This window comes from Halomonas sp. V046, assembly GCF_052645355.1.
In genome coordinates, this window is the sequence record NZ_JBQXYF010000014.1 from 1 (window position 1) to 22,114 (window position 22,114).

Annotated in this window: 18 protein-coding genes and 1 pseudogene; 15 read left to right on the forward strand and 4 right to left on the reverse strand. The window is 63.9% G+C overall.

The features are described from left to right. Together ACUN9Y_RS17680 and ACUN9Y_RS17685 are read right to left on the reverse strand one after the other, a co-directional pair. Nucleotides 1-566, reverse strand: a 566-nt coding sequence (locus tag ACUN9Y_RS17680; RefSeq protein WP_445462158.1) for an Ig-like domain-containing protein, incomplete at its 3' end; no start/stop codon positions are given. Nucleotides 567-845: 279 nt separating this feature from the next. After that, nucleotides 846-1,109 (reverse strand): annotated as a pseudogene (locus ACUN9Y_RS17685) (BapA/Bap/LapF family prefix-like domain-containing protein); the annotation flags it as partial. 782 nt (nucleotides 1,110-1,891) lie between these two features. Between ACUN9Y_RS17685 and ACUN9Y_RS17690 the strand changes: the two are divergent. From ACUN9Y_RS17690 to ACUN9Y_RS17715, 6 genes are all read left to right on the forward strand, one after another. Then, nucleotides 1,892-2,080, forward strand: coding sequence for an AsnC family protein (locus tag ACUN9Y_RS17690; protein WP_445462159.1), 189 nt, complete (start codon nucleotides 1,892-1,894; stop codon nucleotides 2,078-2,080). 194 nt (nucleotides 2,081-2,274) lie between these two features. Continuing rightward, nucleotides 2,275-3,525 carry a M20 family metallo-hydrolase gene (locus ACUN9Y_RS17695; protein ID WP_445462042.1) on the forward strand — a complete coding sequence of 417 codons (1,251 nt, stop codon included), beginning with the start codon at nucleotides 2,275-2,277 and terminating at the stop codon, nucleotides 3,523-3,525. A gap of 205 nt (nucleotides 3,526-3,730) precedes the next feature. After that, on the forward strand, nucleotides 3,731-5,017 hold the full coding sequence (locus ACUN9Y_RS17700; RefSeq protein WP_445462043.1) for a peptidase: 1,287 nt from the start codon (nucleotides 3,731-3,733) through the stop codon (nucleotides 5,015-5,017). 44 nt (nucleotides 5,018-5,061) lie between these two features. After that, complete coding sequence (locus ACUN9Y_RS17705) at nucleotides 5,062-5,247, forward strand: hypothetical protein (RefSeq protein WP_445462044.1); 186 nt, start codon at nucleotides 5,062-5,064, stop codon at nucleotides 5,245-5,247. A 27-nt stretch (nucleotides 5,248-5,274) separates the two neighbouring features. Next, the gene (locus tag ACUN9Y_RS17710) at nucleotides 5,275-6,873 is read left to right on the forward strand and encodes a sodium:solute symporter family protein (protein ID WP_445462045.1); all 1,599 of its coding nucleotides are present in this window, start codon (nucleotides 5,275-5,277) and stop codon (nucleotides 6,871-6,873) included. A gap of 100 nt (nucleotides 6,874-6,973) precedes the next feature. Next, nucleotides 6,974-8,494: a sigma-54 interaction domain-containing protein gene (locus tag ACUN9Y_RS17715; RefSeq protein WP_445462046.1), complete on the forward strand. Its 1,521-nt coding sequence runs from the start codon at nucleotides 6,974-6,976 to the stop codon at nucleotides 8,492-8,494. A gap of 113 nt (nucleotides 8,495-8,607) precedes the next feature. On the opposite strand, the gene ACUN9Y_RS17720 is transcribed toward ACUN9Y_RS17715, so the two are convergent. Beyond that, the gene (locus tag ACUN9Y_RS17720) at nucleotides 8,608-8,844 is read right to left on the reverse strand and encodes a hypothetical protein (RefSeq protein ID WP_445462047.1); all 237 of its coding nucleotides are present in this window, start codon (nucleotides 8,842-8,844) and stop codon (nucleotides 8,608-8,610) included. A 222-nt stretch (nucleotides 8,845-9,066) separates the two neighbouring features. Continuing rightward, nucleotides 9,067-10,356: a FliC/FljB family flagellin gene (locus tag ACUN9Y_RS17725; protein WP_445462048.1), complete on the reverse strand. Its 1,290-nt coding sequence runs from the start codon at nucleotides 10,354-10,356 to the stop codon at nucleotides 9,067-9,069. A gap of 381 nt (nucleotides 10,357-10,737) precedes the next feature. Here ACUN9Y_RS17725 and ACUN9Y_RS17730 point away from each other — a divergent pair, with 381 nt between their 5' ends. The 9 genes from ACUN9Y_RS17730 (at nucleotide 10,738) to ACUN9Y_RS17770 (ending at nucleotide 22,012) form a co-directional block, all read left to right on the forward strand. Next, on the forward strand, nucleotides 10,738-10,962 hold the full coding sequence (locus ACUN9Y_RS17730) for a DUF2835 domain-containing protein (protein WP_445462049.1): 225 nt from the start codon (nucleotides 10,738-10,740) through the stop codon (nucleotides 10,960-10,962). A 99-nt stretch (nucleotides 10,963-11,061) separates the two neighbouring features. Next, nucleotides 11,062-15,171, forward strand: a complete 4,110-nt coding sequence (locus ACUN9Y_RS17735) for an EAL domain-containing protein (protein ID WP_445462050.1) — start codon at nucleotides 11,062-11,064, stop codon at nucleotides 15,169-15,171. 94 nt (nucleotides 15,172-15,265) lie between these two features. Continuing rightward, complete coding sequence (locus ACUN9Y_RS17740; protein WP_445462051.1) at nucleotides 15,266-15,619, forward strand: DUF488 domain-containing protein; 354 nt, start codon at nucleotides 15,266-15,268, stop codon at nucleotides 15,617-15,619. Nucleotides 15,620-15,924: 305 nt separating this feature from the next. Further along, a complete protein-coding gene (locus ACUN9Y_RS17745) occupies nucleotides 15,925-17,658 on the forward strand; it encodes an HD domain-containing phosphohydrolase (protein ID WP_445462052.1) in 1,734 nt (577 codons plus the stop codon). A 133-nt stretch (nucleotides 17,659-17,791) separates the two neighbouring features. Further along, complete coding sequence (fliD, locus tag ACUN9Y_RS17750) at nucleotides 17,792-19,186, forward strand: flagellar filament capping protein FliD (protein WP_445462053.1); 1,395 nt, start codon at nucleotides 17,792-17,794, stop codon at nucleotides 19,184-19,186. A gap of 268 nt (nucleotides 19,187-19,454) precedes the next feature. Continuing rightward, on the forward strand, nucleotides 19,455-19,916 hold the full coding sequence (gene fliS / locus ACUN9Y_RS17755) for a flagellar export chaperone FliS (RefSeq protein WP_445462160.1): 462 nt from the start codon (nucleotides 19,455-19,457) through the stop codon (nucleotides 19,914-19,916). 10 nt (nucleotides 19,917-19,926) lie between these two features. Further along, nucleotides 19,927-20,325 carry a flagellar protein FliT gene (gene fliT, locus ACUN9Y_RS17760; protein WP_445462054.1) on the forward strand — a complete coding sequence of 133 codons (399 nt, stop codon included), beginning with the start codon at nucleotides 19,927-19,929 and terminating at the stop codon, nucleotides 20,323-20,325. Further along, nucleotides 20,322-21,734 carry a flagellar hook-length control protein FliK gene (gene fliK / locus ACUN9Y_RS17765; protein ID WP_445462055.1) on the forward strand — a complete coding sequence of 471 codons (1,413 nt, stop codon included), beginning with the start codon at nucleotides 20,322-20,324 and terminating at the stop codon, nucleotides 21,732-21,734. The genes fliT and fliK overlap by 4 nt, the downstream gene beginning before the upstream one ends. Next, nucleotides 21,731-22,012: an EscU/YscU/HrcU family type III secretion system export apparatus switch protein gene (locus tag ACUN9Y_RS17770; RefSeq protein WP_445462056.1), complete on the forward strand. Its 282-nt coding sequence runs from the start codon at nucleotides 21,731-21,733 to the stop codon at nucleotides 22,010-22,012. Before fliK ends, ACUN9Y_RS17770 begins: the two co-directional genes overlap by 4 nt. Nucleotides 22,013-22,114: the final 102 nt, after the last annotated feature.

A 22,114-nucleotide genomic window follows, 5' to 3' on the forward strand; every position in this document is an offset into this window, starting at 1 on the left:
GTGACGCTGGCCCCGGGTTCGCCGCTACCGCTGACGGTGGTTCCGTCATCACTCACGACGACATTCGTTGGGGCATCGGGTGCAGTAGTGTCGGGTGCCGTGGCACCGGTGGGGGCAGACTCATTGCCTGAGCCATCCGATTGGGTCACTTCCAGGGCTTCGCCGTCGAGCTGGGGCTCGTCCAGCACCACGCTGAACGTGCCATCGTCGCCCACCGTGCCCTGTCCGAGCACGGTGTCGTCCGGGCCGGTCACCGTGACGCTGGCCCCGGGTTCGCCGCTACCGCTGACGGTGGTTCCGTCATCACTCACGACGACATTCGTTGGGGCATCGGGTGCAGTAGTGTCGGGTGCCGTGGCACCGGTGGGGGCAGACTCATTGCCTGAGCCATCCGATTGGGTCACTTCCAGGGCTTCGCCGTCGAGCTGGGGCTCGTCCAGCACCACGCTGAACGTGCCATCGTCGCCCACCGTGCCCTGTCCGAGCACGGTGTCGTCCGGGCCGGTCACCGTGACGCTGGCCCCGGGTTCGCCGCTACCGCTGACGGTGGTTCCGTCATCACTCACGACGACATTCGTTGGGGCATCGGGTGCCACGGTATCGGGAGGGGTGCTGTCGACGACACCATTGTCGTTATCATTGCCGTCGCTGCTGCCTCCTCCTGACGACGCTGCAGCGGCTACGCCAGCAGCCCCCAGCCCGCCCAAGATTGCCCATCCTGCGATGCCATCGGAGTTTGACGCTTCCGCTGACTCTGTCGTCACCAGGCTGAAATCAGCCAGTTCACCTTGTGGAACGTACTCGGCGACAGCCACGCTGCCATCGCTGGCGGGACCGAGCTGAGCCCAAACAACCTCACCGTCGTCACCCGCCAAATACAGCTGGCTAGGACCATTCCCTGAGTCGATGTAAAAGCCGACTATCGTTATAGTGTGACCATCCGCAGTCTCTATAACGAGATCATCCCCGTCCTTGGACAGGTGGCGGATATCGTCAGGAGATAGATCAAGAAGCACCTTGGCCGGTGTCTCGATGATCAAATCCCCCTCCAGGCTCCATGGAGTGGCGTCACCGAAACTGGCGTTCAATTGAGTGGTTTTGACATCCATTTCTCATCGCCGCATAAGAATATTTGTTTTACTAAACGCTCATCTAACGATAAGCAGGCGCCCCCTGATCACCCCTACAAATCAGAATACTCACATATTCTGACAAAGCACCACTCGATACGCTTCATTACAAAAAAACCAGAGCTCTCCACAAAAAAATACGGCTAAGATCATGATATAAAAGAAACAAAATCCCAGTCATTACATTGACCATTCAAACAAAATGCGCCAATGTTTCAAATTGTAATCACGATTAAAGCTCAAACCAAGACACTCATCTCGACGATCGAACATATATGTACGAAAACAAGAAGCACAACCAAAAAACAAAATGACAGACCAAAAATTTAGAAATAAAATTTGGGTGATTGTCACGAGCAGGGAACCCAACCTTGACGACTCCTACTGCGAGTAGCGACTCGCCAAGCTGAAATATCATAAAAAGGACTTGGTGCTGGGTTACTGAAGCGAAGGGTCCAACGACTCTTGATGTAAACCCGGTTGCCGGCAAGAGGCTTACCATGCGTTACGTGTACCCAATCCATGTCATACATGGCGATGATGGCCGTTACCGTGCTATCGCTCGAGACGTGCCCGAAGCACTCACGAACAGCGCAGACCTGGCGGAAGCCTTGCAAAAAATGAGCGAAACGCTCGGTGCTTGCCTAGCCAGGTATTCTCTCGAAGGTCGTCCCCTACCCTTTCCGTCAGAAGCAGAACCAAATGACCATCTAGTGCCCGTCCCCCCTCTTGTGGCTACGAAGCTCGCGTTGCGAACCGCCATGAAGGCCGAGCGTATCTCGAACGTCGTCCTAGCCGAACGACTGGGCTTATCCGAAGGGGCCGTCCGACGGCTCGTGAATCCAGGCCACGCCTCTCGAGTCGATGGCGTCGTCAGCGCGCTAGCCGCCTTGGGCCACAACGTCATTGTCGAAGCCCATCAGCAGAACACCAATGATGCGTGGCAGTGACGATATCCCTGTCGACAACGAACCGCCCGCTCCAGCAGGCGGCAGATATGAGTCGATATCGACTCATATCTGGCGACAGGCATTTCTTTACTTCATAAAAAAACTTCAAGATTCTGTTTTTCTTTAATAAAACTTATCATGGAACGCTACCTGCTTAACTGGATTATCACCAACAACAAGTCCAGGAGCCTTCCATGCCTTCGCTCTCTTCCGCCCACACACCCCTCGATATCGACGCAGAACGCCTGTGGTCCTCCCTGATGGACATGGCCAAGGTCGGCCCTTCGCCCAATGGCGGCAGCCGTCGCCTGGCCATATCGGATGAAGATGCCGCCGGGCGCCGGCTGCTGCTGGACTGGGTCGAGGCTCTCGGTTGCACCTGGCACCGGGATGAGGCCGGCAACCTGTTTATCCTGCGCCCGGGCCAGGACAACAGCCTGGCGCCGGTCGCTATCGGCAGCCATCTCGATACCCAGCCCCTCGGCGGTCGTTTCGATGGGGTGCTAGGCGTACTCGGCGGGCTAGAGACCCTACGCACCCTGCATGACCACCAGGTGACGACCCTGCGCCCCCTGACCCTGGTGGTGTGGACCAACGAGGAAGGCAGCCGCTTCTCGCCGGCCATGGCCGGCAGCGGCGTCTGGTCCGGGCGCCTGGCACAGGACGCCTTCTTCGATGCCAAGGACAGCCAGGGCGTCAGCGTCAGTGAAGCGCTCGAGGCCACCAACCAGCGCGGCGACGCCGCCCTCGGCAGCCCCGAGCTTGATGCCTATTTCGAGCTGCATATCGAACAGGGCCCGGTGCTGGAGGAAACCGACGAGCCCCTCGGCATCGTCACCGGCGTTCAGGGCATTCGCTGGTACGACCTGCGCTTCGAGGGCCAGTCCGTGCACGCCGGCCCCACGCCGATGTCCTACCGTCATGACCCCCTGCTGGCGGCGACGGCCTTTATCCAGGCCATGCGCGACGAGCTCGGTGACGACCGCGATGCCCGACTGACCGTCGGCGACTTCAGCGTCATCGAGCCTTCACGCAATGTGGTGCCCGGCGCCGTCAAGGTGCAGCTCGACCTGCGCCACGTCGACGAGACGCGCCTGAGCGAGCTCGACGCTGCGGTCACTCGCCTGGCGCAAAGCGCGGCCGAACGGGAAGGTACCCGCGTGGATATCGAGCCCATCTGGCACTCGCCGGTAACGCCCTTTCACGACGATCTGATCCGCACCCTGGGCGATGCCGCCAAGGCTCGCGGCAACGAGGCCCCGCAGATGATGAGCGGCGCGGGCCACGACGCGGTCAATGTCTCCCACGTCGCCCCCACCGCGATGCTGTTCGTGCCCTGCCTCGATGGCATCAGCCACAACGAAGCGGAGTACGCCTCCCCCGAGCACTGCGCCCTCGGCACCCAGGTGCTGTGCGACGCCGTCGTGGCCTGGGCCAATCGCTAACAGCCGCCCGCAAGAAGCAGCCCGCCGCGAGGCAAGGTCACCTGCGTCGCGGCGAGTCTGCGCCGATATCGACTCAGATGAACCGATTTCGACTCAGTGGCCGACGCAAGGCCGGCTCGATACCGTCAATCATCGGCAGAGCACCAGAGCAACGACGCGGCAACGTTTCTCGCCTCCACTCAACGACAAAACGACAAGGACGCCCATGACCGCCTCGACCGATCACCAGCACGCGCTTCACGGCGCCATTCACCAGGCGATTCAGGCGCGCCGCGACGAGTACACCGCACTGCTGCAGGACTGGGTGCGCGACGCCACCCTGTCGGGCCAGGAAGCCGGTCACCAGGGCAAGATCCGCGACCTGTACCTGGCCCTCGGCCTCGACACCGAGATGTGGGACATCGACATCGACGAGTTGCGCGACAATCCGCTGTTTCACAGCCCGCGACAGGACTTTACCGGCAGCCCCAACGTCGTCGGCACCTGGAAGGGCAGCGGTGGCGGTCGCTCGCTGATCATGAACGGCCATGTGGACGTGGTGCCGGAGGGTGATCACGCCCAGTGGCACCAGCACCCCTATTCCGGCGAGGTCATCGACGGTTGCCTGTACGGTCGCGGCGTCACCGACATGAAGGGTGGCAACCTGTCATCGTTTATTGCCGTGGCCACCCTCAAGGAGCTCGGCGTTCGTCTCAAGGGTGACGTCATCCTGCAGAGCGTCATCGAGGAAGAAGCCGGCGGTGCCGGCACCCTGGCCGCGCTGGTACGCGGCTATCGCGCCGACGCCGCGCTGATCCCCGAGCCCACCGAGCAGAAGATCTTCCCGCGTCAGCAAGGCTCGCGCTGGTTCCGGCTGCGCGTCGAGGGCATCAAGGCCCACGGCGGCACCCGCTACGAAGGCGTCAGCGCGCTGGAAAAAAGCGTGGCGGTGATCCAGGCCATCCAGGCCCTTGAAAGCGAGCGCAACGCCGCCCTCGATGACCCGCTGTACAAGGACGTGCCGATTCCGCTGCCGATCAATCTGGGACGCATCGAAGGCGGCGACTGGCCCTCCAGCGTGCCCGACGAGATCACCCTGGAGGGCCGCATCGGCGTCGGCCCCGGCGAGACCGTCGACCAGGCCGAACAGGCGTTGACGTATGCCATGGCCGCCCTGGCAGGGCAGGATGCCTGGTTCGCCGAGCACCCGGTCGCCATCGAGTTCTACGGCGCCTGCTGGCAGCCCGGCGGCATCGATCTGGACAATGCGCTGGTCACGAGCCTGACCAGCGCCTTTACTCAGGTACAGAGAACCGCGCCCAAGATCCAGGCGTCGCCCTGGGGCACCGACGGCGGGCTGATGACCCAATACGGCATTCCGGCGCTGGTGTTCGGTCCAGGCATCACCAAGCTTGCCCACTTTCCCAACGAGCACATTCGCCTCGACGACGTCTTCGACGTGGCCGAGATCATGGCCCTGACGCTGATCGACTGGTGCGGCCAGGCGGACTGACTGCGTCCCGAGCCGCACTCCCCACACCGACAAGAGGCACTCCGATGGATGTCAATCCTCACGTTCTGCTGCTGTTCACCAACGCCTTCCTGACCACGGCCCTGTCGGTGGTCATCGTCGGCGCCATCCTGATTCGCGAGTATCGCCCGACGATTCGCCGCCTGAAGCGCGAACAGGCCGAGGGCAAATCGACCTCGAGCACGTCCGACCGCCAGGACGACGGCCACTGACGCCCGCCAACCCACTTCACGAGAGTAATGACAATGACCCTGTGGATATTTTTCGGCGTGCTGGCCGCCTACGTGATCGTCGCCGCCTCGCTTGCGCGCCTGATCAAGAACAAGGACGACTTCTATGTGATGGGCGAGCAGGGCTCGACGCTATTGATCGTTGGTACTCTGGCCGCCACCTTCCTGAGCGCGGTGACCCTGATGGGCATCGCCGGCATCTCCTACAGCGAAGGACCGTTGGTGATCGGCGCCCTTGGCTCCTTCGGTGCCTGGATCGGCACCCTGATCGCGGTGGTCTACGTCGGCCGCAAGCTCAAGGCCATGGGCTGCCGCACGATGATGGATTTCTTCGACTACCGCTTCAACAACAAGTGGGTTAGCGTGGTCGCCCTGATCCTGATGGTCGTCGGCCTGCTCGGCTACGGCATCATCCAGCTGATCGGTGCCGGCATCGTGCTGGCCGAGATCATCGACGTGCCCTTCCCGGTGATCATCGTCGCCTTCACCCTGGCGCTGATGGTGTTCTGCAGCCTGTCGGGCATGTACGGCGTGGTCTACACCGACACCATGATGTTCTTCACCATGCTGGCGATCTCCTTCATCATCGCGCCGATGCTGATCGGTGACGCCGGCTTCGAGGCCATGAAGGGGCTCAGCGAGACCCTGCCGGGCTTCTGGACCCTCGGCGGCGCCGATGACCGTCCGCTGGGCTGGTCGATCTCGCAGTTTTTGGTGTGGATCCTGTTCTTCGCCTGCACCCCGGCGCTGGTGTCTCGGGTGTTCCCGGCCAAGAACGACTTCGTGATCCTCAAGGTGGCGGTGATCGGGGTGTTCTTCGCCCCGGCCATGCAGCTCTTGGTGTTCCTCGCCGCCGGTGCCATGCAGGTGCTGCAGCCGGGCATCGAGCCCACCGACCGCGCCATGATCGTCGGCTTCATGGAACACACCAACCCTACCCTTGCCGGCATCGGCCTCGCGGGCCTCATGGCGTCGATCATGTCCACCGCCTCGACGCTGTTCGTGCTGACCGGCTTCGCCCTGGCCCGGGATCTCTACGAGAAGCTTTTTGATCGCGAAGTGAGCGAGCGCAAGGGCGTCATGCTGGGGCGTATCTCCCAGGCCCTGGTGGCGATCGTCGTCTGCGCCGTGGCGATCTCGCGCCCCGCCGGCATCTACTGGATCTCGATCTACGCCGGCGCCATCTTCGCCGTGGCGTGGCTGCCGACCATCGTCGCCGCCCTGCAGTGGCGCCGCATGAGCGCCAACGCGGCCCTGGCCTGCATGCTGGTCGGCTCGATCAGCTTCATCGTGGTCGGTGAACTCAAGCGCCACGACCTGATCACGCTGCCGGCCAACGTCGACAACCTGATGGTCGCCATCGTGCTCGGCACCATCGCCCTGATCGGCGTCGGCCTGGCGAGCCGCCCCAGCGCCTACGAGCTCGAGACCTTCGATGACCTCAAGCAGAAGCGCATGTCCGACAGCACCATCCGCGACTTCCTCGCTCGCGACAATGGCGCGGCCAAGCTGATCCGCGAATACCGCCAGGTGTGGCTGGTCATGGTCCTGTTCGTCGCCATTGCATTGGCCCTGTGGGGCTTTTTGTTCAGCAAGCTGGGGCTCTGATCACCGGCGCTCCCTTCGCTTTACAGCACCGCGAGCCGGGCGGAAGATGGGCCCCACGCCCCTGCCGCCCGGAATCGCGATGCCCCACCCAGGCCTCCCCATGCACGATCAACTGCTGGCCATCCTCAATGCCCTCGAGGACGGCATCTTCATTTCCGACCTGCAGGGCCGCCCCTTGTGGGTCAACCGCGCGAGCCTGGCTCAGCTCGACTGCAGCGAAGAGCACCTCTATTCCAGCGATGTCTACCAGCTGGAAGCCGAAGGCGTGTTCTCGCCCTCGGTGACCCGTTTCGTGATCGATGAGCGTCGCCCGGTCAGCGTCGTGCACCGCTATCGCGGCAAGGACTATCTGGTCAACGGCCGGCTATTCTCGCTCAATGGCGCCGCGGCCAAGGGCTCGTCGGCGAGCGGGGTCTCGGCGAGCAATGCCGCAGAGAGCCATGCCACAGAGAGCCCTGCCGCCGAGGGAAATGCCACAGCGAACAACGCCGCCGAGGGCACCGCACCGGCCTGGCAGGACGATGGCGAGCCCGACGCCGTGGTGGTCCAGACCCGCAATCTTAACGAGGACGTGCTCGCCTCGCGCTCCCCCGATACCACCCAGGCCCTGCTGGACTACGTGATGCATCAGCTAAAACGCATCCGTCAGGAGCAGGTGGTACACGAGGATCGTGACACGCCGCTAAGCAGCAGTCCGGCCTACCGGCGCTGCCTGGAACTGGTCGAGCGCGCCGCGGGCAGCGAGGCCACGGTGCTGTTCACCGGCGAGACCGGCGTCGGCAAGAGCTGGCTGGTCAATCGGTTGCATCAGCACAGCGCCCGCCACGACAAGCCGTTGATTCACGTCAACTGCGCCGCCATTCCCGAGGCCCTGCTCGAAGCCGAGCTGTTCGGCCACGTGCGCGGCGCCTTCACCGGCGCCAACCGCGACGGCCGCATAGGCCACGTGGCCCTGGCCGAGGGCGGCACCCTGTTTCTGGATGAAATCGGCGAACTGCCGTTGGCCCTGCAGCCCAAGCTTCTGCAGCTGCTGCAGGAAAGGCTCTACCACCCCTTGGGCGGCAAGCCGACCCGAGCCGATGTGCGCATCGTCGCCGCCACCAACGCCGACCTGGAACGAAGAGTCGCCGGCGGCGAGTTCCGCGCCGACCTGTTCTACCGCCTCAACATCGTGCCGATCCGCGTGCCGGCCCTGCGCGAAAGACGCGAAGACATCCTGCCACTCGCCCGCCACCTGTTAGGCAACATCAGTGTCCGACACAAACGGCCCCTGCGCCTGGAGCGCGACGCACTAAAGGTCATCGCCCGCCACGACTGGCCAGGCAACGTGCGCGAACTGGAAAACCTGCTCGAGCGCACCAGCGTGTTCTGCGTCACCGAATCGATCAACGCCGACGACCTGAGCCTGGACCCGGGCATGGCCCCCGCTTCAGCCTCTGTGCCAGGTGACCGAGTCGAACCAGACGACAACCAACCGCTACCCGAACGCCTGGAAGCCATCGAGCGAGCCGCCATCTTTCAGGCACTGGACAGTGAAGGCAGCACCCGCAAGGCGGCCGACAGCCTGGGCGTGACCCAATCCTGGCTGATGCGGCGACTACGGCGCTATGGGGGGAAGTGAGGCTCAGGAGATGGCGGTGTTGCGCGCCTAGAGACGTTCCAGAACAGGGCTAAAAAAACCAACGACCTCTCGATAGATCTACGGCCAAGCAAAGCTCTGAAGCCATCAAACACTCAAGCGTCAACGTCGTCGCTCCAGCACCGACCAATAGCCACCTGCTGGCGTAGGGCCTCGGCGTGGATATCGAGAGTGGCCTGATAGTCCTTATCCAGCACCTCGGCCATGTCCGCGGCCTCGAAGCGATCGAGTAGCCCACGGGCCTGCTCGATCACTTGCTGCAGTTCATCGAAGACCTGCTTAAGGTCTGTTTCACTCATCTCACGAGCCATAGCAACGGTTTGCAATGTCATATCGTTGATTTCCTGCCAGACGAACATGCCAGACGAACGTGTCAGGCGAACATGCCGACGGGCGCCATAAGGCGCCCGTCGGGGTCGAGCCGGCCAGGCAATGGCACGTCTCAGGAAGGAGCAAGGGCATCAAGGCGACCGGGTGAATAACTCCAGAACAAGCCCAGAATAAGTCCATCACCCGGCCGCCAATCGCACCCTGAAGATCGTCGAATCCCGACCTTAGCCCAGCAGGGACAGCACAGACTGCGGCACCTGGTTGGCCTGAGCCAGCACGGAGGTACCGGCCTGCTGCAGGATCTGGGCGCGGGTCATATTGGCCACTTCCACCGCGTAGTCGGCGTCTTCGATGCGCGAACGGGCGGCGGAGAGGTTGGTCTCGTTGGTGCTCAGGTTGGTGATGGCAGACTCGAAGCGGTTCTGGATGGCACCGAGGTCGGAGCGCAGGTTGTCCACATCGCTCAGGGCACTGTCCAATGCAGCCAGAGGGTCTTCAGTAGCCGGTGAAGTAGAAAGCTCATCACCACGTGTCACTGATCCATTGTCAGCAATTTTCGCTTCGTAATAAACATCCTCGCCACTAGATGAATCTTTAACCACATATGCTGGTGCGTCAGCCTCAGCACCCGAATAGGCATAAAGATTACCTGCATCTACATCATCGCCGGTGAAAACTTGGCTATCACCAAGGTCAGTTGCGGCGCTTAAGTCTCCGGGGGTAGGCTGAGCAGCAGACTTGGAACCAAGCGTGGCAGTGCCATCTGATGCAACTGCAACATCATAGTATGCATTAACACCAGCACCCGCCGTATCAGTATCGCCAGTCAGCTCTACGTAGTAATTGCCATTACCGTCCGTTTGAACAGCACCGAAAGAACCGTCACCATCACCCAGAGTTGATTCGTCGAGCCCTGTGGCATCAATCGAAGTGGCCGCTTTAGTTGTTGTCGAAGCAGCAGCCACATCTGTGACATTGATTCCAGACGAAACGTTAAAGGTATCGAGTCCCAATGATTCGGCATCCATCTTCTGCAAATCGATGGTGATGGTCTGGCCATCTTCCGACCCTACCTGGATATCGATGGTGGTCTTGGAACCATCCAGTACCTTGGTACCGTTGAAGTCGGTCTGCTCGGAGATACGGTCAATCTCATCAAGGCGTGCGGTGATTTCATCCTGGATGGATGAAAGATCAGACGATGAATTGGTACCGTTCTGCGCCTGCACGGTGAGCTCACGAACACGCTGCAGGTTGTCGTTGACCTGGTTCAGAGCACCTTCAGTTGTCTGAGCGATGGAGATACCGTCGTTGGCATTACGCTGCGCGGTGGACAGACCGGTAATCTGAGCGCTCATGCGGTTGGCGATGGCCTGGCCTGCGGCATCGTCCTTGGCGCTGTTGATGCGCAGGCCGGAGGACAGGCGCTCCATGGAGGTGGTCAGTTCGCTCTTGGAAGCGTTGAGGTTCTGCTGACCGATCATCGAAGTGATGTTGGTATTGATCACGGACATGGTGAAATCCTTCCCGAAAGAGTTGAGGGCTCCATTGGCCTGCCCCGTCTGGGCCTGCCGCAACGGCGCCTTTGGCCGTTACCCCTGTTATCGGTGGATTCGAAAAAAGCTTTAGCCTGGCGCAACAAAATCTTTCCGCGCGGGCCGAGACGGGCCAGCCTGGCCGGCCCCGTCTCTCGCTAGCCCCGTCTCTCGCGGGCCGTGCCCTGGCCACCCAAGCCAGCCAGTCCGCGCCCAGGGGTTGTGTATGCCGGCACCAGCATCCTCATCCAACAGCTAGTACCCTTGGCGTACTCTATAGGCTGGTTAATTTTGCTACATCAAACACTCTCGAACCGACTTTGCACCACCGCGGAGCCGATCTTGCCCTGAGGATGGACGTTGCCGGACATCGATATTCGCCTGAACCTCTCCGCTCGGGAGTGCCTGGAGTACTACGAAGGCCGCTACTCCCAGGTGGTGGCCAGGAGCCTGGACGGCCGCCGGGTGGCTTTCCCGGCGGAAGCACTCCGGCGAGTGATGACCGCGGAGGGAGTACGCGGGACCTATCGCATCGAGGTTGATGAAAAGGGAAAGTGGATCAGTATCCGCGCCTGTCAACGCTGACGCGTGCCATTCTGCCAGGTGCAATCAATGCTGATTCGCGCACACCGGCAGACCGTCTGGTGCCCAGGGAAGGGCAAGACAAGGGGGTAACGGCTGGCCATGCCGATCAATCTTCGTGACATCGCCCAGGATACCTGGCTGCTGATGGCCACGGCGGGTCTCCTGCTGGTTGGCGCGGCGGGGCTTATCCACTGGATCGTGATGCCGGTGTCCCAGCCGCTGCTGGTGCCCGATGCCGCCTTGGCGGCGTTTATCGGCGGCCTGGGCATTCTGCTGGAAACCAAGCGCTGTCGGCGTGGCCGTGTGGCCACGGCCCTGGCGCTGCTGGCCTTGGCGCTATACTCGCTGACCCACAACGCCTTGGCGGCTGCGCCGAGCGATGTCTATTCGCTGCTGACGCGGGGCCCACGCCTGACCTCCTGGGCGGCGCTGTCGCTGTTGCCGGCCTGTGTGGCGCTGGTGCTTGGTACCCGTACGGCCTTGGGACGCCGCTGGTGGCGCATTTCGGGGGCCGCCCTGGCGGGCACCAGCGTCGTCTTCAGCGTCTGGCTGCTGGTGCCACACCAGGCCCCGTGGGTCTGGCAGGTGACCCGCAGCACGTCGCCCATGGCGGTCTGCCTGCTGTATTTTCTCGCCGGCTCGGCGTCGTGCGTGGCCGCAGCGCGCAAGGGCCGGGGCCCGCTGCACCTGGAGCGAACCGCCATCATCGCTTCCTGCGCCGGCGTACTGATCAGCAGCCTGGCGTGGCTAACGCTAAACGACACCCACCAGCGCCACGTCAGGGTCGATGCGGGGCACGCGCTGGATTCGATGGAAGAGCACCTGGCCCAGAACCTGACCAGCCATCGCACCTGGCTGGACCGCATCGCCGGCAGTCTGATGCGCCAGGGACTCTCCGGCGGGCCGGCCTTCGAGACCGAACAGGATGTTCCGCGCCTCCCAGTCCTGGGCGTCAACGAACGCTTCCCCGAAGGCGTCAATGAGGACATTGACGAAGGCGTGGATAACGGCATTCTCGATGGCCGTGAGCAGCGCCTGGTCGATTTCTACCTTCGCGACGTCGATGGCCTCGAGGCGCTGGCGGTGGTCGGCGGTGACCGGCTCCGCTGGTGGCACCCGCCCCTCGAAGCAGGGCCCGCCGGTGCGGTGCTGAACCGCATCGAGAAGGCCAGGCGAGCGGCCAGCGAGCATGGCGTGATGCTGTGGCTCCCCCCTCGGCCCTTCGATACCCCGGCGTTGATGGTCTCGGCCATCGATGGCGACCGTGCCCTGGTGGCCTCGCTCTCGCTGCCGAGCCTGCTCGGCAGCGGCCAGACATTGGCCAACCACGACATCGATGTCGTCGTGAAGCGTCGCGAGGGACCCTGGTGGTCACTGCATCAGCGCGGTGAAACCCTGGATGACCCGCTGATGCCGCGCTTGGCGACGAAGACCCTGACCCTCGGCGGTGGCGACACTCTCTCCCTGACGGCCATACCTGGCCCCGACAGCGAATGGTGGATGGCCGGCACACTACCGGCCTTGATCGCTCTCATCGGCCTGGCCATGAGCTACCTGCTCGCCCTGAGCCTGGCGCTGATGCGCCTGCTAATGGGCCAGACCAAGAGCCTGGTCGAGGCCCAGTCGCGCCTGGAAAGCCACCAGGCTATCCAGTCCATGGTGGCGCGTGAAGCCCCCCTCGCCGTCACCCTGGAGGCGGTGTGTCGGCTGCTGGAAACCCAGGTTCCCGGCGCGATGGGGGTAGTGATGGTGGCCGATCATCGCACCAACAGCCTGACCCTGGCGGCCGGCCGATCGTTGCCCGAGGAGCTGCGCCAGGGCATCTATACTGTGCCGATAGGCCACGGCAATGGCATCTGTGGCAGTGCCGCCCATGCCAAAAGTCTGCTGACCAGCGAGGACATGGCCCTGGACCCCCGCTGTGCCGACTACACGGACAAGATCCAGCTGGCCGGCCTCAAGGCCGGCTGGTGCTTTCCGGTGCTGGCCAGCGATGGTCGCCTGCTCGGCACCCTGTCGGCCTATTCTCGTCAGGCCATGGCGCCGACCAATGCCGATATCGAACAGCTGGAGGGGTTGGTAGGGTTGGCGGCGCTGGCCATCGAGCGCGATCAAGACCGCCGCGCCCTGTGGCAAAGCGAACAGCGCTACCGCTCGCTGTTCACCTACAACCCTGACGCGGTGTACTCCATCGACCGCGAGGGCACCTTCATCGCCGCCAACGCCACCTGCACCGAACTCACCGGCGTCCCCGTCGATGACATCGTCGGCCAGCACTACGAGATGTTTGTCGACGAGGCCGACCGTGGCTGGGTGCGCGCCCAGGTCAACCAGACCCTGCGCGGCGAAACGACCAGCTACACCCTGCCGATCAACGCCCGCCTGGGGCGCAGGATTCTCGACATCACCAATCTGCCCATCATCATCGACGGCGAAATACGCGGTACCTATGGCATCGCCAAGGATGTCACCGAGCGCCATCGCCACGAGATGCGCCTGCGCATCCTGCAGCGCAGTGTCGAGGCCAGCATCAATGGCATCGTGATCGCCGATGCCACGGCCTCCGGCCTGCCCATCGTCTACGCCAACCCGGCCTTTATGCGCATGACCGGGTACACCGAGGACGAGGTGCTAGGACGCAACTGTCGCTTCCTGCAGGGCGAGGAAACCGAGCCCCACGTGGTCGAGCGCATCCGCCGCCAGCTGGCCAACAACGACGAGGTTCGCGCCACCCTGCGCAACTATCGCAAGAACGGCGAGGTGTTCTGGAACGACCTGTACATTTCCCCGGTGAAGGACGCCAACGGCAAGATCTCGCACTTCGTCGGCGTTCAGCATGATATTTCCGAGCACAAGGCCTACGAGGCGAGCCTGGCCTACCATGCGGGCCACGACGCCCTCACCGGGCTGACCAATCGCGCGTTGTTCGAGGATCGCCTGCGCCACGACTTCGCCCTCGCCCAACGCCGCAAGCACTGCATTGGCGTGCTGTTCATCGATCTGGACGAGTTCAAGCCGATCAACGATAGCCTCGGCCATGCGGTGGGCGACCAACTGCTGGTTCAGATTGCCGGACGCCTGGCCGATGCCCTGCGCCCCGGCGATACCATCGCTCGTTTCGGTGGCGACGAGTTCGTGGTGCTGCTGCCCGACCTGCCCCACCCCGACCAGGCCCTGGTGCTCGGTGAACGCCTGTTGCCCATGGTGGCCAAGCCCTACCGGGTGGACGGCCATGAGCTGCACATTACCGCCAGCATCGGCGTGGCAGTCAGCGACGAGACCATCGAGGAACCCATGCAGCTGGTGCAAAGGGCCGACATGGCGATGTATCGCGCCAAGCATCAGGGGCGCAATGCGCTGCAGTACTTCACCGAGGAGATCACCCGGGGCGTCTCGGAACGGGTGGCCCTGCGCCATGACCTGCAGGAGGCCATCGATGCCGGCCACCTGGAGCTGTACTACCAGCCGCTCTTCGGCCGCGATGGTCGGATCATCAGCGTCGAGGCACTGCTGCGATGGCACCACCCGCAGCGCGGCACGCTGGCGCCCAGTGCGTTCATCCCCCTGGCCGAAGAGACCGGCCAGATCATTCCGATCAATCGCTGGGTGCTGCAACGGGCCTGCGCCGACATGCGGCACCTGTACGGCCCGGGAGGCAGCACTATCACCGTATCGGTCAACCTCTCGCCGCTGCAGTTTCGGCGGGCCAACTTCCTGGATACGGTCAAGGAGACCCTCGACGACACCGGCCTTCCCGCCAGCCAACTGATGCTCGAATTGACCGAAGGCATCCTGATGCATGACACCACGGCGGCCATCAACACCCTTCATGACCTCCGGGCGCTGGGGGTGGGCGTCGCCATTGACGACTTTGGTACCGGCTACTCGAGCCTTGGCTACCTCAAGCGTCTACCGATCACGACGGTGAAGATCGACCGCACCTTCATCATGAGCCTGCCGGACAGCAGCGAGGACGCCGCTATCCTGCGCGGTATTCTGGCCATGGCTCACCACTTGCACCTGTGGGTGGTGGCCGAGGGCATCGAGAATCAGGCCCAGTTGGACTTTCTGCGCCACAACCGCTGTGATGCCTTCCAGGGCTTTCATCTGGCGCGACCGATGAGCCTGCCCCAGCTTAAGTGCTACCTGGAGGAGCACGAGGCCAGCAAGGCCTTGTCGTTGACACAGGCCAACGGCTCAGACGGCTGAGCTCCCGCCACGACAACACCAACGGCTGCGCCCGTCGGCAACCCACCGCCGCAACAGGCGTCACGCGACGGCGCCAGCTAGCACGGAGGAGACCATGGAGATCTACCTGAAACGCGCGTTCGATGATGCCGCTGTCGCCGACGGCTATCGCGTCCTGGTCGACCGCCTATGGCCCCGCGGGGTCGCCAAGCAGGACGCCGCCATCGATGCCTGGCCCAAGGCGATCGCACCCAGTGATGAGCTGCGCCAGCGCTTCCATGCCGGCGAACTCGACTGGGCCGATTTCCGGCGCCGCTACCTGGCCGATCTGAAGGCCTGTCGCGAGGAACTCAGAGACGTGCTCACCAGCGCCGGCCGCGGTCCACTGACGCTGGTTTTCGCCTCCAAGGATGAGCGCCACAACAACGCGGTGGTGGTCAGGCAGTACTTGCGGATGCTGAAGGCGTAGCGGCCTGACCGATGGCGCTGGCGCCCCGTTTCAGGGCCTTTCTTCAAGGCAGTTCGTCAGGGCAGAGCTTTGGAGCGGTTCTTCAGCACGCAGGAACCGGGACCGCGTGATGCCCACGCGCCGAGGACATCACGCCACCCGCATCGGGTCGCCGACGTCCGCTGCGCATCGATGCGGTCCCGCCACCAAGACAGCGTCGACGCGCAGAGCCACCGCGGGTTTTCCTGCCGTCGCGCTCAAGCTGCCGCCGTTTCCGCCGATAGCGTCGATATAGCCGTGGGCCACGCGCACAGGAGACAGGGGTGGTGGACAAGGAAGAATATGAGCGGGTGAACAACCCGGTAGAAATCGCACGCCTGCTCGATGCCCTCGGTGGGGCCCAGGGGGCCACGCTGGTCATGGAGGAGACCGGCAAGCCTTTTCCGGTGCTGATTCAGGCACTTGAGCATGGCGATTCGCTGACATTGAATCTCGATGCTGTGCGCGAGGTGGTACCGCTGCTCGCCCGTGGTGAGTCGTTTCGCCTGACCGGCCACAGCGAGGGCAAGCTGACCCGCACGCCGCCCCTCGGTGGCCTCATCGCGGCCAATGACGACAAGCGCTGCTGGCGCTGCGACTACCCACTGCATCTGGAACGACTCCAGCGACGCGCCAGTTTTCGTGCCCGGCTGCGCCTGGGCATGGTGGCAGCGGCGGAGGTCAGCGTCGGCGACAGCGAAGGCGACAGCGAAGGCGACAGCGAAGGCGACAGCGAAGGCGACAGCGAACTCCTTCAGGGCGACTTGCTGGATCTTTCGGTGGACGGCTGTCAGCTCATCCTGCCGCAACCGGCGGCACGCCTGCTGCGCTCCACCCAACTGCCACTGAACCTGACCCTGTGTTTTCCCGATGGCACCCGCCTGGCCGTGAAGGGCAGCCCCCAGCATTATCGCATCGAGCAGGAACGCCGGGTGGTGAGATCCGGTTTCCACTTCAGCCATCCGTCCGTGGACCAGCAGCGTGAGTTGTGGCGGCTGGTGACCGAAATCGAGCGCGAGTCGGCCCGCATCGGCGAGGGACTCGAGTCACGCCGCCCTCCGTCGACGCTGTTCCAGTTCGCCTCGGAAGCCAGCCAGGCGAGCCTCGGTCGTCGCCAATCGGATCCCTACCCGACGCCGATGACCGCTCGGCTCGCCCTGGTCGCGGGTTACCTGGACGCCCAAGCGCTCGAACTCGTCCACGGCGGCCATATCGATGGCGCGCAACTGTCACAACAGGCCGACCGCCTGCTGGCGCTACTCGAAGAGGATCGTGAGGCGGTACTCTTCGCCTTGCGCTGCCTGACCCGTGAGTCCTGGCCGGTGCGCCATGGCCTCGCCGTCGCGGTGAGGCTGGTCGACCTGGCCGGCGTCAAGCTGCCACGCGATCTGCTCAAAGCCATGGCCGCCAGCGCCATGATCCATGACCTCGGCAAGGTGCTGTTACCCGAGTCCCTCGCCCTGGTGCCGACCTTCGGCGAGGCAGAACGCCGGCAACTGGCAAGCCATGTCGACCTGCTGCGCCAGCGCATGCGTGGTTGTCGCTGGCTCGCCGATAGCGTGTTCGAGGCCGTCGCCTGCCAACTCAACGAGCGCCTGGACGGCAGCGGCTATCCCAATGCCCTCGACGCCGACGCGCTTCGTGAACTGGCGCGTGCCAGCGCCGTGGTCGATGCCGTCGATGCCATGCGTCACCAACGCATCGATCGTGCCGCGTGGCGCATCGAGGCCATCTACCGCTATCTGGTCGACCACCCCGAGAAGTTCGACAGCGCCTGGGTCAAGCGCTACATCCAGCGCTTTGGGCTGCACCCGGTGGGCTCACTGGTACGCTTCGAAGAGGGCGATCTCGGCTGGGTGCTAGGGCTCAACGACCAGGGAAGGCCGAGCCGAATCTGCTTGCACACGAGCCAGACGCCACCCACGGAAATGCCCCGTTCCCCGCTCACCGGCGCGATCCTCACCGGCTCGCAGCTCGCCGATCTCGGCCGCCCGAGCGGCGAAATTGCCGTCGGCGCCTGAGCCACGACGCCACGACATTCAAGGAAGCCCAGCCTCGGCCGATAAGGCGATATATCGGCCTGAGTGGTGTCTGTTCAAGGCACTGGCACCGGCAAACGCTGGCAGACTATGACCACCCACAAGGAACTCTGACATGGCTTCAATCTCCTCGCTTGGCATCGGCTCCGGCCTCGACCTCAACGGGCTGCTCGACCAGCTCGAATCCGCCGAACGCAAGCAGCTGGAACCGATCATGGCCCAGCAGAAGAGCTATGAAGCCAAGATTTCCGCCTATGGCACCCTGCAAGGGGCCATGACCAAGTTTCAGGATGCCGTCGCCAAGCTCAACGACCCCGAGCTTTACGCGAGCCTCTCGGCATCGAGCCAGGGCGATGGCGTCGGCACCACCATCACCTCGGGCGCCCAGCCGGGCAACTTCAGCGTCCACGTCGACAGCCTCGCCCGGGCCCAGTCGATGACCACCGGCGGCTTCGCCAGCCGCGAGGACGAACTCGGTAGCGGTACGCTGTCATTCACCGTAGGCGACGATACCGTCGCCATCGACATCACCCAGGAAGACAGCTCGCTCGAAGGCATTCGCGATGCGATCAACGCCTCCGATGCCGGCGTCAGCGCCTCCATCGTCAATACAGGGTCTGGCGACACGCCCTATCAACTGGTTCTCACCAGCAAGGAAACCGGCACCCAGTCCACCCTCACGGGCATGACATTCAGCGCCACCGGCGACGACAAGACACTGGAGACGCAGCTCGACTTTACCGCCATGAGCCAAACCGTCGCCGCCCAGGACGCCAGCCTGACGGTCAACGGCATCGCCATCACCAGTCAGTCCAACGAGGTGAAGGGGGCCATCGAGGGCGTGACGCTGTCGCTCACCGAGACCCACGCTGAGGACGAGTTCGCCACGGTCAAGGTCGAGCACAACAACCTGGCCCTGCGCGAAGCGGTGCAAGGATTCGTCAAGAGCTACAACGATCTCAAGGGCAGCATGGGCGACCTGAGCAGCTTCAATGCCGAGGCCGGCACCGCCGGTGAGCTACTCGGGGATTCGACCCTGCGTAGCGTCGAGTCCCGGCTGCGCAGCGCCCTCACCAGCGGCGTCGCGGAAGGGGCCTTTTCCACCCTGAGCGATATCGGCATCAGCCTGCAGCTCGATGGCACCCTGGAGCTCGACAACGACCGCCTCGACGACATCATCAGCACGCAGCGCGATGATCTTCAGCGCTTCTTCGCCGGCAGCGGCGGCGACTCGACCACCGAACGCCCGGGCCTGGCCGATGCGCTTGGCGATAGCCTGGCGGCGATGCTCGACGACGGTGGCCTGATCGAGAACGCCACCAGCGGGCTAGAGACCCGCATGGAGGGCCTGGTCGATCGATACGCCAGCACCGAGAGAAGCATCGACGCCACGGTCGAGCGCTACCGCGCCCAGTTCGGCAAGCTCGACAGTCTGATCGCCAACATGAACCAGACCAGCAGCTACCTGACACAACAGTTCGATGCCCTGAATGCGCTGAACTCTCAATAGCGACCGATAGATCCCATTACGTGCCGAGAAGCCCCCAGAGACGCCTGTCGCTCCCGGTAGTTTCACTAGCGCCCGGGAGCGACCGGTCACCCACGGCAACTCGCACTGGCGCTGAGCAAGCCTCGATCACACTCAGCGTATTGACCAGGCAACCGGCAGTCACTGGCAAGCCTGCAGTGGCTGCCCCAATACTCAACGCCGCAGGCCAAGGCCCGGCACACGTCGCCGGCTCGTCGCCCGACCCACAAGGAGACACACCATGTCCACCATGCCAGGAGGCAGCGGCATCTACGGCAGCCCTGCGGGTGCCTATAGCAAGGCCGCAGGCGGCTATGGACCTGGCGCCGGCCGAGGCGCCAGCGCCTATGCCCGCGTCGGCGTCGAGAGCGGGGTGATGGCAGCCAGCCCGCACCAGCTCATCGTGATGCTGTTCGATGGCGCCCAGGCCTCGATTCGTGCCGCTCGCCTGCACTTGCAGGACGGCCGTGTCGCGGCCAAGGGCGAGGCCATCTCCAAGGCGCTGGACATCGTCAACCGCGGCCTGCGCGCGGCCCTGGACGGCGAACGCGGCGGTGAGGTGGCAAGCGGCCTGGATGGTCTCTACGACTACATCGCGCGGCGCCTGATCCATGCCAACCTGCATAACGACGAGGCTAGCCTCGATGAAGCCGAACGCCTGCTCGAGGATATTGCCTCGGCCTGGCGTGACATCGGCTCCACTCCCACCTAACGAGGTTGCCATGTCCCGCCATGACGAGCAGCTTGTTGCATCGCAACAGATCAGCCTTATCCAGAGCTACGAGTCCCTGCTTGGCCGCACCCGGCAGATGCTGGACCTGGCCGATGCCGCCGAGTGGGAGGCCTTGATCGGCCAGGAGTCGGACTACGTGATCGCCGTCGGCCAGCTCGAACAGACGCTGCCGATGGACGACCTGGATGCCCCAAGTCAACGTCGCCTGGGTGAGCTGCTGGAGCAGATCCTGGACAACGATCTGGCCATTCGTCAGCGTCTGGTCGAGCGCCGTGATGCCCTCGGCGGCCTGATCCAGGCCTCCCGGCGCCAGCGCGACCTCAATCGCGTCTACGCCGGCGGCCAAGTGGTCAATGCCGCCAGCCGCTTCGGTCAGGACTCTGCGTGAGCGGCATCACGCCGCTGATCGACTCCCTGCTGCATCAGGTGTTGGGCAAGCGTGTCGATACGCCCGCGGCCAAGGACGTCAATGCCCCGGTCAAGCCGATCGATCCTGGCCGGGGGCCTAATGCCCTGCACAGCGACTCACGCCTGGATGCCCGCAGCACGGCCGGGCAAACCGCACCGCTGACCCGCCACAGCGGTCTCCCGGGCCAGCCGCTTGCCTCCCCCGGGGGCGAATCGGCGGCGCCGTCATCGCAGACTCGGCTCAGCGCTTCTGCCGAGCGCATCGCCGACCTGCTGTTGCGCTACCCCGCCCCTGAACAAACGCTACGTTCCTCACGCCCACTATTGAGCACGCCGTTCACGCCGTTGGCAGCGGGCACAGCCGCCGCCTCGACGGCAGCCGGTGCTGGGGCCGATGCGGGTACCACCACCTCGGCTGCTAGCGCTTCGGCCACCGGCGTCCCCCTCGCCACCGCCGCGACGCTCCGATCATCGGCATCGTCTGCGGCGGCGGCACGGCTCGCTCAGCACCTCGAGGGCACGATCCGCGACAGCGGCCTGTTCTACGAAGCCCACCTGGGACGCTGGATGAAGGGCGAGATCGGCCGCGAACAGTTGGCCCGAGAGCCGCAGATGTGGCTGACGCTGCGCTTCACGCCGCTGGCCCGAGCCCCCGGCGGCCCACCGGGCGCCCTGCATGGCTCTGGGGCCGTTGGCACTGCGTCGGGCATGGCGACGACGAGCGGCGGGGCACCATGGCGCGCCACGCTGCCCGCCGGCTTCGTGCCCCAGGGGTCACCGTTGACCGCGGGGCCCCTCGGGGCAACGACGACAGCGATACTCGGGGCGAACGCCGCGGCCGACGGCGCACCCGGCACGGGCAGCGACCCGCGCCCGCCTGGCACAGCGTCTGGTCCCCATGCCCTGTCCCAAAACAGCGTCTCCCAAGCCAGCCTCGCCCACCCTGCCGCGAGCATGGCCACCGCGGAGGCGCTGTCGGAATCCCTGGCGCCTCTGGTGCGCCATCAATTGGAGCTGCTGGCGGCACCGCTGCTACGCTGGGAGGGCGACGTCTGGTCGGGCCTGTTCATGGCGCTGTTGATTCAGCCCCTGCAGCGGGACGAGCGCGGCGGGGGCCACCCCCACGGTCACGACGACGGCAATGCTGCCCCGGACGACGAACCCGGCTGGCGCTCCGAGCTGAGTCTCGACGTCGCCGGTCTCGGTCGGCTCGATGTGGTGGCGATGATGGGGGATACCCGGCTGTCACTGACCCTGGCGGCCCGGGATACCGTGGTCAGAGAACGCCTCGATGGCCAACTGGACAGCCTGCGCAAGCGCCTCGAAGGGCACGGTTTTCACAGCGTGGTGCTGAGCGTGGTCGAACGTCACGACGAGGAGCCCTCATGAGCGACCCCACCCCGCAACGACGCCAGGCCATCGCCCTGGCCTACGGCGACAGCGATGACGCCCCTCGCGTCGTCGCAAAAGGCTATGGGGATATCGCCGAACGCATTATCGACGAGGCCAGACGCCAGGGCATCTTCGTCCATGACGAGCCGGCGCTGGTCGGCCTGCTGATGCAGTTACGCCTGGATGAGGAAATTCCGCCGCGCCTGTACCAGGTCATCGCCGAATTACTGATCTGGGTCGCGGAGCTGAAATCCCGCGACGGCATGCCAAACTAGAGTAACACTAGGTGAACAGATGTTAAGAAACGAATATACCTAAGTTTAATTGGGATTAAAAACAGGCATAATGGTGTGTTTTATAAGCATTTCGTTGATTAT